The organism is Pseudomonas oryzihabitans, assembly GCF_032027545.1.
Classification (GTDB): domain Bacteria; phylum Pseudomonadota; class Gammaproteobacteria; order Pseudomonadales; family Pseudomonadaceae; genus Chryseomonas; species Chryseomonas oryzihabitans_F.
On the sequence record NZ_JAVSJB010000003.1, the window covers coordinates 242,222 to 256,352 of the forward strand.

Annotated in this window: 11 protein-coding genes; 5 read left to right on the forward strand and 6 right to left on the reverse strand. The window is 66.8% G+C overall.

Features of this window, described 5'->3' with window-relative positions:
- Window positions 1-21: 21 nt before the first annotated feature.
- Both RND78_RS06060 and RND78_RS06065 read right to left on the reverse strand, forming a co-directional pair.
- Window positions 22-810: a nucleotidyltransferase domain-containing protein gene (locus RND78_RS06060; protein ID WP_312726839.1), complete on the reverse strand. Its 789-nt coding sequence runs from the start codon at window positions 808-810 to the stop codon at window positions 22-24.
- Window positions 810-3,143 (reverse strand): DNA polymerase II, encoded by a 2,334-nt coding sequence (locus RND78_RS06065; RefSeq protein ID WP_312727282.1) that lies wholly within the window; start codon window positions 3,141-3,143, stop codon window positions 810-812. The genes RND78_RS06060 and RND78_RS06065 overlap by 1 nt, the downstream gene beginning before the upstream one ends.
- Before the next feature lie 211 nt (window positions 3,144-3,354).
- Between RND78_RS06065 and RND78_RS06070 the strand changes: the two genes are divergently transcribed.
- A complete protein-coding gene (locus RND78_RS06070; protein ID WP_312726840.1) occupies window positions 3,355-4,047 on the forward strand; it encodes a 3'-5' exonuclease in 693 nt (230 codons plus the stop codon).
- Window positions 4,048-4,157: 110 nt separating this feature from the next.
- Window positions 4,158-5,201 carry a zinc-dependent alcohol dehydrogenase family protein gene (locus tag RND78_RS06075; RefSeq protein ID WP_312726842.1) on the forward strand — a complete coding sequence of 348 codons (1,044 nt, stop codon included), beginning with the start codon at window positions 4,158-4,160 and terminating at the stop codon, window positions 5,199-5,201.
- A gap of 6 nt (window positions 5,202-5,207) precedes the next feature.
- Here the strand turns inward: RND78_RS06075 and RND78_RS06080 are convergent, their stop codons facing one another.
- Entirely contained in the window at window positions 5,208-5,699 is a 492-nt protein-coding gene (locus tag RND78_RS06080) for a hypothetical protein (RefSeq protein ID WP_312726844.1), read from the reverse strand.
- A gap of 243 nt (window positions 5,700-5,942) precedes the next feature.
- Between RND78_RS06080 and RND78_RS06085 the strand changes: the two genes are divergently transcribed.
- The gene (locus tag RND78_RS06085; protein WP_312726845.1) at window positions 5,943-6,962 is read left to right on the forward strand and encodes a branched-chain amino acid aminotransferase; all 1,020 of its coding nucleotides are present in this window, start codon (window positions 5,943-5,945) and stop codon (window positions 6,960-6,962) included.
- An 832-nt stretch (window positions 6,963-7,794) separates the two neighbouring features.
- Here the strand turns inward: RND78_RS06085 and RND78_RS06090 are convergent.
- The 3 genes from RND78_RS06090 to RND78_RS06100 form a co-directional block, all read right to left on the reverse strand.
- Entirely contained in the window at window positions 7,795-8,358 is a 564-nt protein-coding gene (locus tag RND78_RS06090; RefSeq protein ID WP_312726847.1) for a DedA family protein, read from the reverse strand.
- A 186-nt stretch (window positions 8,359-8,544) separates the two neighbouring features.
- Window positions 8,545-9,651 (reverse strand): calcium:proton antiporter, encoded by a 1,107-nt coding sequence (locus tag RND78_RS06095; RefSeq protein WP_312726849.1) that lies wholly within the window; start codon window positions 9,649-9,651, stop codon window positions 8,545-8,547.
- Between the two features lie 87 nt (window positions 9,652-9,738).
- Entirely contained in the window at window positions 9,739-10,566 is an 828-nt protein-coding gene (locus RND78_RS06100) for an AraC family transcriptional regulator (protein WP_312726851.1), read from the reverse strand.
- Between the two features lie 188 nt (window positions 10,567-10,754).
- Between RND78_RS06100 and RND78_RS06105 the strand changes: the two genes are divergently transcribed.
- Window positions 10,755-12,143 (forward strand): MFS transporter, encoded by a 1,389-nt coding sequence (locus tag RND78_RS06105; RefSeq protein WP_312726853.1) that lies wholly within the window; start codon window positions 10,755-10,757, stop codon window positions 12,141-12,143.
- An 18-nt stretch (window positions 12,144-12,161) separates the two neighbouring features.
- Window positions 12,162-14,126 (forward strand): beta-L-arabinofuranosidase domain-containing protein, encoded by a 1,965-nt coding sequence (locus RND78_RS06110; protein WP_312726856.1) that lies wholly within the window; start codon window positions 12,162-12,164, stop codon window positions 14,124-14,126.
- Window positions 14,127-14,131 lie beyond the last annotated feature (5 nt).

A 14,131-nucleotide genomic window follows, 5' to 3' on the forward strand; every position in this document is an offset into this window, starting at 1 on the left:
GAGGGTGTTCGGGATCTAGCGCTAGCATTCCGGTGATACCGGCTGCTGGGCGAACCAGCTAAGGAATTCGGCCAACCGCTGGCCGAATTCGGGTGCGCCCGCCTGGAGTTGCTGGGCTTCGGCATAGAAGAATACCAACGCGCTACCTTGCTCGGGATGCAGCCGCAGGGCGCGCGCCCAATGATCCTCCAGGGTCCAAGGCCAGTCGATCTCCTCAGGCCGACGTAGCACCAGGAGCGAGCGCAGTAGCCGTCGCGCAGCCTCCCGTTGCAGGCGCAAGCGCTCGGCGGGCAGCGTGCACCCCGCCATGGTCTGCAGATAACCCTCCAGCACCGGCAACACCTCGCCACTCACCGCCCGGGCGATGGCGACCTCGGGCTTGAAGGGGGCGAAGCGCCGTGCCAGGTCCTCGCCCCACATCCAGCGGCAATGATGCTTGAGCCAGAAGCCCCAACTGAGACGGCTACCGGCGGCCAGGGCTTCGGCCCGGCGACCGATGTCGAAATCGATCTTGCTGACTTCGGGATGCTTGAGCTCCAGCGCACGCCGCAGATGCTCCAGCTCGACCACCTTGGCGCTCGGGCAGGCGTCGCTCAGGATCAACGTGAGATCCAGGTCCGAATGCCCCGGTCGCGCGCAGCCCTCGGCCACGCTGCCATAGACATAGAGCGCTACCAGATGACTACCCATGGAGGTTGGCAACTGGCTACGCACGGCAGTCAGCACCGCCCTGTACTCGGCCTGGAAGGACACCCTGGGCACCTGGCGGATAAAACCCTCGGCATCCAATCCGCTGTCAGCCTGGCGCATCAGAACAACCCCATTTGCCGATCCAGCAGCCGCTCGAAGCGATCGCCGACGAAGGGCAGGATGGCATCGGCCACCGGCGCCAGCTGGCGCTGCTCGTAGTGGTCGTAGTCCGGCGGCGCATGGGGCAGCTCCACCGGTTCGGCGCCGGCGGTGGTGATCAGGTAGCTGATCCAGCCGCCACGGCGGAATTGGCTACGACGACCGAGGCGAGCGTTTTCCGCGTCCACCAGCCGCGCCGCGCGCACCTGGGGCGAGACGTTGCTCTGGTACTCCTCCAGCGGCCGCCGCAGGCGCTTGCGATAGACCAGTAGGTCGTCGAACTCGCCGGCGCGGGTACGCGCGACGAAGTCCCTTACATAGTCGGCATGGGGCGCACCGGTAAAGACGCGCAGGTACAGCTCGCGCTGGAAGCGCTGGGCCAGGGGCGACCAGTCGCTGCGCACCGTCTCCAGACCCTTGAACACCAGCTCCGGCTGGCCGTCCGCACCGGGCCTGAGCCCGGCGTATCTCTTCTTGCTGCCCTCCTCCGCGCCGCGGATGGTGGGCATGAGGAAACGGGCGAAGTGAGTCTCGTATTGCAGCTCCAGCTGGCTTTCCAGCCCCAGCTCGGCCTGCAGGTGCGCTTGCCAGTGGGCGTTGACCGCCGCCGCCAGCTCGCGGCCGATGCGCTCGGCGTCGGCTTCCCCGTGGGCGCGGCCGAGCCAGACGAAGGTGGAGTCGGTGTCGCCATAGATCACCTGGTGGCCGCGCGCCTCGATCAACTCGCGGGTGCGGTGCATCACCGCGTGGCCGCGCAGGGTGATGGACGAGGCCAGGCGATGATCGAAGAAGCGGCAGTGCGGCGTGCCCAGTACCCCGTAGAAGCTGTTCATGATGATCTTCAGCGCCTGGGCCAGGGGCGCGTTACCGGCGCGCTTGGCGGCGTCGCGCCCCTCCCAGACCCGCGCCACCATTTCCGGCAGGCAATGCCGGGTGCGATGGAAGCGCGCCCCGCGAAAGCCCGGTACCGTCTCGGCCTCGGGCAACGCCAGCCCCTCCACCAGGCCCACCGGATCGATGAGAAAGGTGCGGATCAGCGAGGGATAGAGGCTCTTGTAGTCCAGCACCAACACAGAATCGTAGAGCCCGGGCCGGGAATCCATGACGAAGCCGCCGGGACTGGCCTCGGGCGGCTGGGCGCCGAGGTTGGGTGCGACGAAGCCCTGGCGGTGCATCAACGGCAGGTAGAGGTGGTAGAAGGCGGCGATGGAGGCGCCATGCCGCTCCAGCGGCAGGCCGGTGACGCTGGCCCGCTCCAGGAGGAAGCGCAGCAGCTCGGTCTTGGCGAAGATGCGGGTGACCAGCTCGCAGTCCACCAGGTTATAGCGCGCCAGGGCGCTCTTCTCACCGGCGAACATCCGGTTGATGGAGGCCATGCGGTCATGGGGATTGTCGATGGCCTTGCCTTCGCCCAGCAGGGTGCGGCTGACATTCTCCAGGCTGTAGGAGGGAAATACCCAGGTCGCCGACTTGAGCGCCTCCACGCCATCGATGATCGGCCGCCCGGCCAGCAGCGCCGAGAACGGCCGGCCCTGGCCGCCGGGTTCGTAGCGGTCGTCCTCGGGCGCACCTCGGCCCAGGTGCAGGGCCACGCCCAGCTTGCGGGCATGTTCGTGGAGCACGCGGATGTCGAACTGCAGCACGCTCCAGCCGATGATGACGTCGGGATCGTGGCGCGCCAGCCAGGCGTTGAGGCGCTCGAGCAGGGTAGCGCGGTCGGCGACGTATTCCAGGTCGAAGTCCACCGCCGCCTCTTCGCCGGTGGGTGGGCCGAGCATGTACACCTGGCGCTGGCCGCAGCCGTGCAGGCCGATGCTGTAGAGCTCGCCGTGCTCGCTGGTCTCGATGTCCAGCGACAGGGTGCGCAGCGGCGGACGGTAGTCGGGAGCGGGCCGCAGCGGCGCGGACTCGCCGTCCGGCAACTGGACCGGCGCGGTGATGAAACGCTCCATGAGGAAGCGATCCGCCGGGGCGATGTCCGCCTCGTAGACCTCGATGCCTGCCGCCGTGAGCCGCTGCTCAACGTCGCGCAGGGTGCGATGGCGCGGCGCATAGAGCCCCAGGACGGGGCGCCGCTGGAAGTCCAGGAGCGCCAATTCCCGCACTTCCACGCCTGCCGGCAAAAGGCGCTCGATGTCCGCTCGTCGCTCGGCAGGCGCGAAGGCCACCACCTGTTGCCCTGGTACCCGCAGTTGCCGCGGACCCGCGTCGGTGGCGAACCAGAACACCAGTTCCGTTCCGGTTGGAGTCTCGTGCCAGAGGCGTGTCAGCAGAAAACCCTGGGCGGCGGCCACGGCCATCGCGCTCCTCTTAAGTCGCTCGGGGCGCCATTCTCGCAAGGCTGGCCGGGCGGGGCGACCCCGGGGTGCCCAGTGGTCCGCTCGTCGCTCCGACGGACTGCCGTGTGTCCTATGGCGATGATCTTGCATCGAATGGCCACACCCGTCGTAGAGCCGACTCGCTCGGTTACTGGGCGTCTTCTTGGTTACCGTTTCAGGCAGTGTCATGAATTCGTTGTCGTCGTCCTTTCCCAGCGGGGCCGTGTCCCGCTACAACACCCAGCAAGCGCTCGTGCGCGAGCAAGCCCGCCGCTGGCTGGAACAGGACGTTCTGGTGCTGGACACCGAGGCCACCGGCCTCGGTGAAGACGCCCAGCTGATCGAGGTCGCGGTGATGACCCTGAGCGGTCGGGTGCTGCTCAATACCCTGGTGCGCCCCTCCATCGCCGTGCCGCGCGAGGCGACGCTGATCCACGGCCTGACCGATGCCGACCTGGCCCAGGCACCCGCCTTTCCCGCGGTGTTCGCCCAACTCTGGCCCCTGCTGCAGAGCCGTACCGTGCTGGCCTACGGCATGGCCTTCGACTATCGCTTGCTGTCGCACAACGCTCGGCTGCACGGCCTGGTGCTGCCACCGGAGCTGGAACGGGAGACGCCGCCGGTGCAACTGGTGGACGGCACCCGCCTGCACTGCCTGATGCAACTCTATGCCCAGTTCTGGCAGGAACCGAGCCTGGACAGCCGCAGCCAGGACGGCTGGCGGCGCAAAGCGCTGGCGATGGCCGCCCGCAACCAGGGCGTCACGGTGCAGGACACCCACCGTGCCCTGCCCGACTGCCGCCTCAAGGCCGCCCTGGTCCAGGCCCTGGCCGGCGAAGCACCCGCCACCTGGAACGGCCTGCAGGCACTGGCCGGCTAGTCGCCAACCCGCTAGTCAACCGCTAGCCCCTGGCCCGGGAACGGCTATTCAAACCACCTCGGGCAAGGCGCTGCCATACTGGAGGACCCTATCCCTCCCGAGGCCAGCCCATGAAAGCCGTCGTCTACGAAGCCTTTTCCGCGCCGCCACGCCTGACCACGGTGCCGGACCCCACTCCTGCCACCCATGGCGTGGTGCTCAAGGTCATGGCGACCGGTGTCTGCCGCAGCGATTGGCACGGTTGGGTCGGCCATGATCCCGATATCGAACTGCCTCATGTGCCGGGTCATGAACTGGCCGGGATCGTCGAGGCCGTGGGCAAGGACGTGACCCGCTGGCGGATCGGCGACCGGGTGACGGTGCCCTTCGTCGGCGGTTGCGGGGCCTGCCCCCAGTGCCACGCTGGCCATCAGCAGGTCTGCGATCACCAGTTCCAGCCCGGCTTCAACCATTGGGGCTCCTTCGCCCAGTACGTCGCCATCCACCAGGCCGACCTCAACCTGGTCGCCCTGCCCGAGAGCCTGGACTTCGCCACCGCGGCGAGCCTGGGCTGCCGCTTCGTCACCTCCTTTCGCGCCGTGGTCGACCAGGGCAAGGTCAGCGCCGGCCAGTGGGTGGCGGTGCATGGCTGCGGGGGAGTCGGGCTCTCGGCCATCATGATCGCCCGTGCCCTGGGCGCCCAGGTAGTGGCCATCGACATCGCCGCGGACAAGCTGGCGCTGGCCCGCCAGCTCGGCGCCGTGGCGACCGTCGATGCCACCCAGGTGGCCAGCGTGCCCGAAGCGGTACGCGAACTCACCGGCGGCGGCGCCCATGTTTCCCTCGACGCCCTCGGCCACCCCACCACCTGCTGGAACTCCATCGCCAGCCTGCGCAAGCGCGGCAAGCACGTCCAGGTCGGCCTGCTGCTGGGCGACCAGGCCACACCGGCGCTGCCGATGAACCTGGTGATCGCCCACGAATTGGAGATCCTCGGCAGCCACGGCATGCAGGCCCATCGCTACGACGTGCTGATGGCCATGCTGCGCCACGGCACCCTGGCGCCGGAAAAACTGATCGGTCGGGAGATCAGCCTGGCCGAATCCTGCGCGGCGCTGATGCAGATGGACAGCTTCCAGGGGACCGGGGTGACCGTCATCACCCGCTTCGACTAGCCAGGGCTAGTCGGCCTCTGCCGCCCGAAGCACCCAGCGCAGGCCCTGCAGATCCTCGGCGGAGAGAGTCTCGCGCAGGCGGCAGAGGCGATAGTGAACCCGGGTGTTCATGGCTACCCACTCCAGATCCTGGCGGGTGGGCTGGGCGACGAAGTATTCGCCATAGCGCTCGTCCAGCCCGGCCATGCGGTACTGGCCCTTGAGCGGCAGGTACAGCCGGCCGTCCATCTCCCAGCGGCTGGCGCTGCAGCCATGGAAGCGCACCTTGTCGCCGAAGGTGGACAGCTGGGTGCGGAAATCGGTGGTGGCGTGGCCGGCGCTGGTCTTGAACTGACTGGCGATCACGCTGAAGACGATGCCCTCGGGCGAAGGCGCACCCCGCCATTCGATGACCCGGCGATTGAGCGCCGGATCGAAGGCATCGGTGAAGATTCCGGCGGCCTGCACCGGGAGCGCTGGCAGGGTGAGGGCACCCAGCAACGCCATCGTTGTTTTCAAGACGAGCTCCTGGTCGCGACCGGCGCGCCTAGCCTGAGGCAACAGGTGGAGGCGGCAAAGGGCCAGCGTCACCGTTTGGAGACCCGATTGGCTGAAAGGTGCCCCCGCCGGTCTGGATAAGCGGTATCTTTCACAGTCTGAGGACGAGTTCCGTCTCGTTCACCTCCTTGAACCGTCGCCGGTGAGGCGTACGGCCACCCCTAGAACGACCGGCCGAGGCGCCGGAGAGCACTGCGAGGATTTATGAGCGCTGCGGATATCGATTGGAAGACCCTCGGTTTCGACTACATCAAGACCGACTTCCGCTTCATCGCCACCTATCGCAACGGCAGCTGGCAACCCGGCGAGCTGACTCGCGACAACCAGTTGCACATCAGCGAAGGCTCCACGGCCATCCACTACGGCCAGCAGTGCTTCGAAGGCCTCAAGGCCTATCGCTGCCAGGACGGTTCCATCAACCTGTTCCGCCCCGACCGCAACGCCGCGCGCATGCACAAGAGCTGCGCCCGCCTGCTGATGCCGCCGGTGCCTACCGAACTCTTCATCGACGCCTGCCGGCAGGTGGTCAAGGCCAACGAGGCCTGGATTCCGCCCTATGGCAGCGGCGGCGCCTTCTACCTGAGGCCTTTCGTCATCGGCGTGGGTGACAACATCGGCGTGCGCACCGCCCCCGAATTCCACTTCGTGGTGTTCGGCATCCCGGTCGGCGCCTACTTCAAGGGCGGCATGACCCCGCACAATTTCGTCATCTCCAGCTACGACCGCGCCGCACCCCAGGGCACCGGTGCCGCCAAGGTCGGCGGCAACTACGCCGCGAGCCTGATGCCCGGCGCCCAGGCCAAGGCCGAAGGCTTCGCCGACTGCATCTACCTGGACCCCCTGACCCATCGCAAGATCGAGGAAGTCGGCTCGGCCAACTTCTTCGCCATCACCGGCGACGGCAAATTCATCACCCCGCGCTCCGAATCGGTGCTGCCGGGCGTGACCCGCCTGTCGCTGATGGACCTGGCCCGCGACCGCCTGGACCTGGAGGTGGTCGAGGGCGACGTCTTCATCGACCAACTCGACCAGTTCGTCGAAGCCGGCGCCTGCGGCACCGCCGCGGTGATCACCCCCATCGGTGGCATCCAGTACGGCGAGAAGCTGCACGTCTTCCACAGCCTGACCGAGGTCGGCCCGGTGACGCGCAAGCTGTACGAGGAGTTGACCGGTATCCAGACCGGCGACAAGCCGGCTCCGGAGGGTTGGATCGTCAAGGTCTGACTTGGGGGTTGGCTTGGTTCGAAAAAGGCGCCTCAGGGCGCCTTTTTCGTTGGCCGGCAGGGTTTGATAGGTTGGGTTGAGCGGAGCGAAGCCGAACACTGCAGAGTTTGCGCCTATCAGTGCCCGGCTACTTACCGACGTGTGCTGAGGCTTTTTGTTTCGCCCACCCGGGCGAGTCACTTTTGCCAATCGCGGCAAAAGTAACCAAAAACGCTGTCCCCACGTTTCGGCCCTCCGCTGCGCTGCGGGTACCCTCGTCCCGGCGCCGTGGCGGGGGCACGGCACGAAGGGGCATCCTGCCCCTCGCGCCTTGCTCGGCGTCCTGCCTCGCAACCCCTGCCACGACACCGGAACTCGGCCTCACTGACGGGGACGGGGCGCAAGCCTGAGGCTTGGGTGTTCACAGGTTGTAGCGTGGAAAACCGCGTAGCGTTTTCCACTGGCGCGTAACGCCGATCCTTGTGGACAAGGCTTAGCCGTTGTCCACGCTACGGGCTCCTCAACCAGAACTTTCAGGCTGGCGAATCGCCCCGTTCAGCAGGGCGAGCGCCAGTGTCGTGGAGTGGGTCGAGCCGCATGGATGCGGCGAGAGGTCCAGTGGGCCATGGACGGCCCATCTGGACCGACCCCGAAACGGCGCTGGCGTGAGCGGACCTGCAGCGCAGCGGAGGGCCGGATGGTGGGGCAAGCGCTTTTGGTTACTTTTGTCGCGACTGACAAAAGTGACTCGCCCGGGTGGGCGAAACCAAAACCATCAAGGCACTCGATAATCAGGTAGAGCAAGGCTTTGGGCTTCGCTTGCGCTCAACCCAACCTACGAAACCACCCTCCCCTACACCCCCTCCCTTCGCCGCAACACCGCCCGTACCCCCACGAACAACACCACCACACAGATCGCCGCCGCAAAGAACCACCGCTTCGACACATGATGCTCGGCGAAAAAATCCCGCAGGATCTCCCCCACCGCATAGCCGATGCCGGTCATGAGAAAGCCCCACAGCAGCGCGCCGATGATGTTGTAGAACAGAAAGCGGCGCGGCCGTATCCCGCTGGCGCCGATCAACAGCGGGCCGATCAGGCGGAAGCCATAGGCGAAGCGGATGCCGATGATCCACAACGCCTCGTGGCGATGGATGCGGCTGCGCAGCCAGTCGATGCGCGCCTGCTGGCGCTTGAAACGGCGCAGGATGTTGTCGCCGTAGCGCCGCCCGAGAAAGAACAACGTCTGGTCACCGATGAAACCGCCCAGCGCCACGCAGACCGCCGTGAGCGGGAAGATCAGGTACCCGTGTCGCGCAGCGATACCAGCCAGGATGGCGACGCCGTCGCCCTCCACCAGAGCGCCTAGAACGGCCGCTCCATAGCCGTAGTTGCTGATCATCTCACTGTCGATCATGGGTCGTCCTAGTGTGGTGTTTCGGAAGTTCGCACAAGAATTGGCGAGTGATTTTTTGGTCGGTTCGGCGCCCCGATTGGCAAGGCGCCGCGACGAGTCATAGCAGGGCTATGGCGAGGAGTGGCAACGCTGCCCAGGCCGAAAAAGCGCCGCCAAAATTGTGCAGTCAACTTCTGAAACGCCACACTAGAGTCCAAGGATGGTCAGCATGATGAAGGTACCGAACAGCACGAAGTGGGTCATGCCCTCGATAGCGTTGGTTTCGCCGTCGTTGAGGTTGATGGCGGCGACGATCAGGGTCACCGCCATCATCACCGTCTGCACCGGGGTCATGGCCATCTGGATCGGCTGGCCGTTATACAGGGCGATGGCTTCCACCACCGGTACGGTGAGGATGACGGTGGACAGGCTGGCGCCCAGGGCGATGTTGATCACCGACTGCATGCGATTGGCCATGGCCGCGCGCAGCGCCGTGAGAATCTCCGGGCTGGCGGAGATCACCGCCACCACCAGGGCCGGCACCAGCGCCGGAACGGCCAGGCCTTCCAGGCCGGTGTCCAGCGACTTGGACATCACCTCGGCCAGGGCACCGGTGGCGACGATGCCGACGATCAGCATCCCGATGGACAGCGCCGCACTGCTCTCGCCATGGCCGCTTGCCTCTTCCTGGCCTTCGACGACTGGGCGCTTGCGTTTCTTCTCGGGGTAGTTGTAGCTGAAGAAGTAGCTGTGCGGACCGGTCTGCATGCGCAGGAACAGCCCATAGAGCAGCGCCATGGCGCCGATGGTGAAGAAGGAATAGACGTGCCACTGGGCCGAGGGAATGAACTCCGGCACCAGCATGGAGATGCTCACCGCGGTGATGATCATCACCCCGTAGCTGCGACTGGAGTCGTCGTTGTAGGGCTGCTCGCCGTGCTTGAGGCCGCCGAGCAGCGCGGCCAGGCCGATGATGCCGTTCATGTCCAGCATCACCGCGGCGTAGATGGTGTCGCGAGCCAGGGTCGGCGAGTGGTCGTGGCTCATCATGATCGCCAGGATGATCACCTCCACCAGCACGGCGGACAGCGTCAGGATCATGGTGCCGTAGGGGTCGCCGACCTTTTCCGCCAGCAATTCGGCATGGTGGGCCACGCGCATGGCGGCACAGATGATGGCGGCGATCAGGCCGCCGGCGGCGACCAACGCCAGGGTCTGGCCACCGCCGAGCAGCGCGTGTTCGAACACATAGGCCAGCACCGTGGCACCGATGGCGACCAGCAGCAGGGTTTCGTCTTTGAGGGCGGCGAGCATGGAGAAGAGCGTCCTTGAGTGAGCAATGCCTTGTTACGACCGCCGTGGATGATAAAACGCTCGCATCTCCGGCGCAGTGGTGATCGCTCACGCCGAGTTGATGTGCTCCTTGCAGTACAGCCGCCGGTAGGCGGCCGGGGTCATGCCACGCTGGCGGCGGAACAGCCGGCGGAAATAGGCGCTGTCGCCGAAGCCGCAACGCTCGGCGATGCCTGCCAAGGGCAGTTCGGCGTTGAGCAGCAGACGCTCGGCGGCGGTGATACGTTGGCGATGGATGGCCTCGGTCAGGGTGATGCCGAAGGTCTGGCGGAACACCCGGCCGAGGTAGTCGGGATTGCAGCGCAGGGCACTGGCCAGCGTCGCGGCGCCGAGCGCCTCGCCGAAACGAGTCCTGATCAGTTGGCGGGCACGATAGGCCAGGGCCACCCCGGCGCCCTGGGCGGCGCTGGCCAGGGGACTGCGCGCCAGGCGTTCCAGCAGAGCCAGCAACAACAACTCCAGGGCCGCGGCCGGGGCGCCGTCCTCCTGCTCGGCGAGAAATAACCGCAGCAGGGCGACGAAGCGTTCCGGCGCCTGCACCTGCGAGCGTTGCGGCACCGTCAGGCCGTTGCCCGATAGCGGCTCGGCGGCGAGCTCGAAGTGCAGCCAGTAGAAACTCAGCTCGGGATCGAAGTCGCCCAAGCCCTCGTGCAGGCGTCCCGGTTGCAACAGCAAGGCTTCACCGGCAGCGAGGACGAATTCCGCCTCTTCCTCGCGCAGGCCGAGCACACCGCGGTCGACGTAGATCAACTCGTAGGAATCGAGGATGCGCCGCGGATGGCGCCCCACCCCGCGGGAGATGAAATGGCCGCCGTTCTGTACCCGCAGCGGACTGGTGAAACTCAGTTGCAGCATGGCCACCCCTTCGGCATTCATCGCTTCGCCTAGTCCAGCAAGATAAGTCGGAATCGTCCCGTTTTTATACGTCCCGGCTCCCTTGTCGGCCTTTGACCGGCGATGCCAACCTAGTCTCCAGGCCAACCGCCCTCGCGGCGGCAGGAACCGGCCCTGACCGTCCTCTTCGACGGTCGCCTCCAATAATGACAAGAAAGGGAGAAGCCACCATGACCACCTCGGCCCTCAGCCCCGCTACGCTCGCGCCGGCCACGTCGGCGGCGGAATTGTCTCGTGCGGAAAAGTTCGGCTACGGCCTCGGCGATGCCGGGGGTACCATCATCACCTGCCTCATCGCCAACTTCCTCACCTTCTTCTACACCGACATCTTCGGCCTCACCCCGGCCGTGGTCGGCACCCTGTTCCTGGTGCTGCGGGTGGTGGACGCCCTCGCCGATCCGCTGATGGGCACCCTCGCCGACCGCACCAACAGCCGCTTCGGTCGCTTCCGCCCCTGGCAGCTGTGGGCCGCCCTGCCCATCGGCCTGGCCGGTATCCTGACCTTCAGCACGCCCGATCTCGGCCCCACCGCCAAGCTGGTCTACGCCTTTCTCACCTACCTGGCGTTGTCGCTCAGCTACAGCGCCATCAACGTGCCCTACTGCGCGCTGATCAACGCCATGACCACCCGCCAGCAGGAAGTGGTGTCCTGCCAGACCTGGCGCTTCATGCTCTGTGGCCTCGCCGGGCTGCTGGTATCGGTGGGCCTGCCCTGGATGGTCGCCGCCTTCGGCCATGGCGACCAGGCGCAGGGCTATCGCTGGGGCGTGACCCTACTCTGCGGGGTGGCGGTGGCCATGTTCCTCTGGTGCTTCTTCAGTGTGCGCGAACGCGTGCCGTTGGCCACCCTGGGGAACTTCGGACTGCGCCAGCACCTGGCCGCGATGAGACGTAACGACCAGCTCCTGCTGATGCTGGCGCTGTCCTTCCTGCTGATCAACGTGTTCAACGTGCGCGGCGGCGGCTACCTCTACTTCATCACCTATGTGCTGCATGGCGACACGGCCTATACCTCGCTGTTCTTCGCCATGGTGGCCCTGGCCACCACCGGCGGTGCCCTGCTGGTACCGCCACTGTCGCGGCGCATCGATCCACTCCGGCTGTACCTGGGCATCAACCTGCTGCTGGCGGTCTGGAGCCTGGGGCTGTACCTGGTGCCCACCGGCGCCGAACACGCCCGGCTCTGGCTCGGCCTGATCTTCGCCACCTGCCTGGTCCAGGGCATGACGCTGCCGCTGCACTTCTCCTTCATGGCCTTCGCCGACGACTACGGCCGCTGGAAGACCGGGGTGCGCTCCTCGGGACTGAACTTCGCCGCCAACCTGTTCTGCATCAAGCTGGCCTGGGCTTCCAGCGCCCTGATCATCAGCGTCCTCTTCACCCTGGTGGCCTACCATCCCGGCCAGGCCGCCCAGACCCCGGCGTCGCTGTCCGCCATCACCCTGCTGGAGACCCTGGTCCCTGCCCTGCTGCACCTGGCGCTGGCCGGCGTACTGGCCTTCTGCAAGCTTGATCGTCCCTTCATGCAGCGTCTCGCCGACGACCTGCAGGCCGCCTGACTTCCCCCGGAGGATTCCATGTCAACGCCCCTTCTCAAAACGCCCCGCGTCCGGCTCGACGACCCCTTCTGGAGCGCCTATCGGCAACTGGTCCGCGACGTGGTCATCCCCTACCAATGGGAAGCGCTCAACGACCGGGTCGACGCCGCCGAGCCCAGCCACGCCCTCGACAACTTCCGCATCGCCGCCGGCCAGCGCCAGGGCGAACACCACGGCATGGTGTTCCAGGACAGTGACGTGACCAAATGGCTGGAGGCGGTGGCCTACCAACTCGCCCAGGCGCCCGACCCGGCGCTGGAAGCCACTGCCGACGAGGTGATCGCCCTGATTGGCGCGGCCCAGCAACCGGACGGCTACCTCAACACCTACTTCACCGTGAAGGCCCCCGCGGCGCGCTGGACCAACCTCGCCGAATGCCACGAGCTGTACTGTGCCGGCCACCTGATCGAGGCCGCCGTGGCCTACTACCAGGCCACCGGCAAGACCGCCCTGCTGGACATCGCCCGGCGCCTGACCGACCACATCGACCAGGTATTCGGTCCGCGCCCCGGGCAGTTGCCCGGCTATCCAGGCCACCCGGAGATCGAACTGGCACTGATGCGGCTCTACGAGGTCACCGACGAGCCGCGCTATCTGGCGCTGGGCCGCTACTTCGTCGAACAGCGCGGCCAGCAGCCGCACTATTACGACGCCGAATACGAGCGCCGCGGCCGCACCTTCCACTGGCCCAGTCACGGCCCGGCCTGGATGATCAAGGACAAGGCCTACAGCCAGGCCCACGCACCCATCCTCCAGCAGGACAAGGCGATCGGCCATGCGGTGCGCCTGCTCTATCTCTACACCGGGGTCGCCCACCTCGCCCGACTCACCGGCGACGCCGAGCAGGCCGCCGCCTGCCGGCGCATCTGGGACAACCTGACCCAGCGCCAGCTCTATGTCACCGGCGGGGTGGGCGCCCAGAGCCACGGCGAATCCCTGACCTGCGACTTCGACCTGCCCAGCGACACCGCCTACGCCGAGACCTGTGCCTCGGTGGCCCTGGTGATGTTCGCCCGGCGCCTGCTCGAAATCAGCCCGGAAGGCCGCTACGCCGACGTCCTGGAGCGGGCGCTGTACAACACCGTGCTGGCTGGCATGGCGCTGGACGGCCGGCACTTCTTCTACGTCAATCCACTGGAGGTACACCCCGCGACCCTGGCCGGCAGCCACCGCTACGACCACGTCCACGCCGTGCGCCAGCGTTGGTTCGGTTGCGCCTGCTGTCCGCCGAACATCGCCCGCCTGCTGGGCTCGCTGGAGGACTATGTCTATCTGCAGCGCGAAGACAGCCTCTATGTGCATCTCTACGTGGGCAGCGATCTCGACTTCAGCCTCGCCGGCCAACGCTGGCAACTGCGCCAGCGCAGCGACTATCCCTGGCAGGGCAACATCGTTTTCGAGCTGGCCGGGGCGTCCCAGGGCGGCACCTTCACCCTGGCCCTGCGCCTGCCCGACTGGTGCCCGGCGCCGGCGCTACGGATCAACGACGAGCCGGTCGACCTGGCGCCCCTGAGCCGCGACGGCTATTGCCACCTGTGCCGCGAGTGGCGGACCGGCGACCGGGTGGAACTGGACCTGCCCATGGCGCCGCAACGCCTGCGCGCCCATCCGCAGGTCCGCCAACTGGCCGGCAAGGTGGCGGTGCAGCGCGGGCCGCTGGTCTATTGCCTGGAACAGGCGGACAACGGCGCCGACCTGCACAACCTGTCGCTGCCGCCGACGGCCCGATTCCAGGAAATCCATGGCCGTGCGCCCCTGCAGCAGGTGGTGCAGCTGGGCGCCGAGGGATTGCGCTGGAATGCCTCGGACAGCGCCGCCCAGCCGCTCTACCGCCAGGCTTCGGCGCCGCCCCAGGCCAGTCCGCAACGACTCACCTTCATCCCCTACTACGCCTGGGCCAATCGTGGTGAAGGCGAGATGCGCGTCTGGGTCGACGAGCGCTGACCGCG

Bases quoted from the DNA above. Each gene is read 5' to 3' on its own strand.
- RND78_RS06095 (WP_312726849.1), bottom strand. From the start codon at position 9,651: ATGCTCGCCGCCCTCAAAGACGAAACCCTGCTGCTGGTCGCCATCGGT.
- RND78_RS06105 (WP_312726853.1), top strand. From the start codon at position 10,755: ATGACCACCTCGGCCCTCAGCCCCGCTACGCTCGCGCCGGCCACGTCG.
- RND78_RS06075 (WP_312726842.1), top strand. From the start codon at position 4,158: ATGAAAGCCGTCGTCTACGAAGCCTTTTCCGCGCCGCCACGCCTGACC.
- RND78_RS06070 (WP_312726840.1), top strand. From the start codon at position 3,355: ATGAATTCGTTGTCGTCGTCCTTTCCCAGCGGGGCCGTGTCCCGCTAC.
- RND78_RS06085 (WP_312726845.1), top strand. From the start codon at position 5,943: ATGAGCGCTGCGGATATCGATTGGAAGACCCTCGGTTTCGACTACATC.
- RND78_RS06110 (WP_312726856.1), top strand. From the start codon at position 12,162: ATGTCAACGCCCCTTCTCAAAACGCCCCGCGTCCGGCTCGACGACCCC.
- RND78_RS06100 (WP_312726851.1), bottom strand. From the start codon at position 10,566: ATGAATGCCGAAGGGGTGGCCATGCTGCAACTGAGTTTCACCAGTCCG.
- RND78_RS06090 (WP_312726847.1), bottom strand. From the start codon at position 8,358: ATGATCGACAGTGAGATGATCAGCAACTACGGCTATGGAGCGGCCGTT.
- RND78_RS06060 (WP_312726839.1), bottom strand. From the start codon at position 810: ATGCGCCAGGCTGACAGCGGATTGGATGCCGAGGGTTTTATCCGCCAG.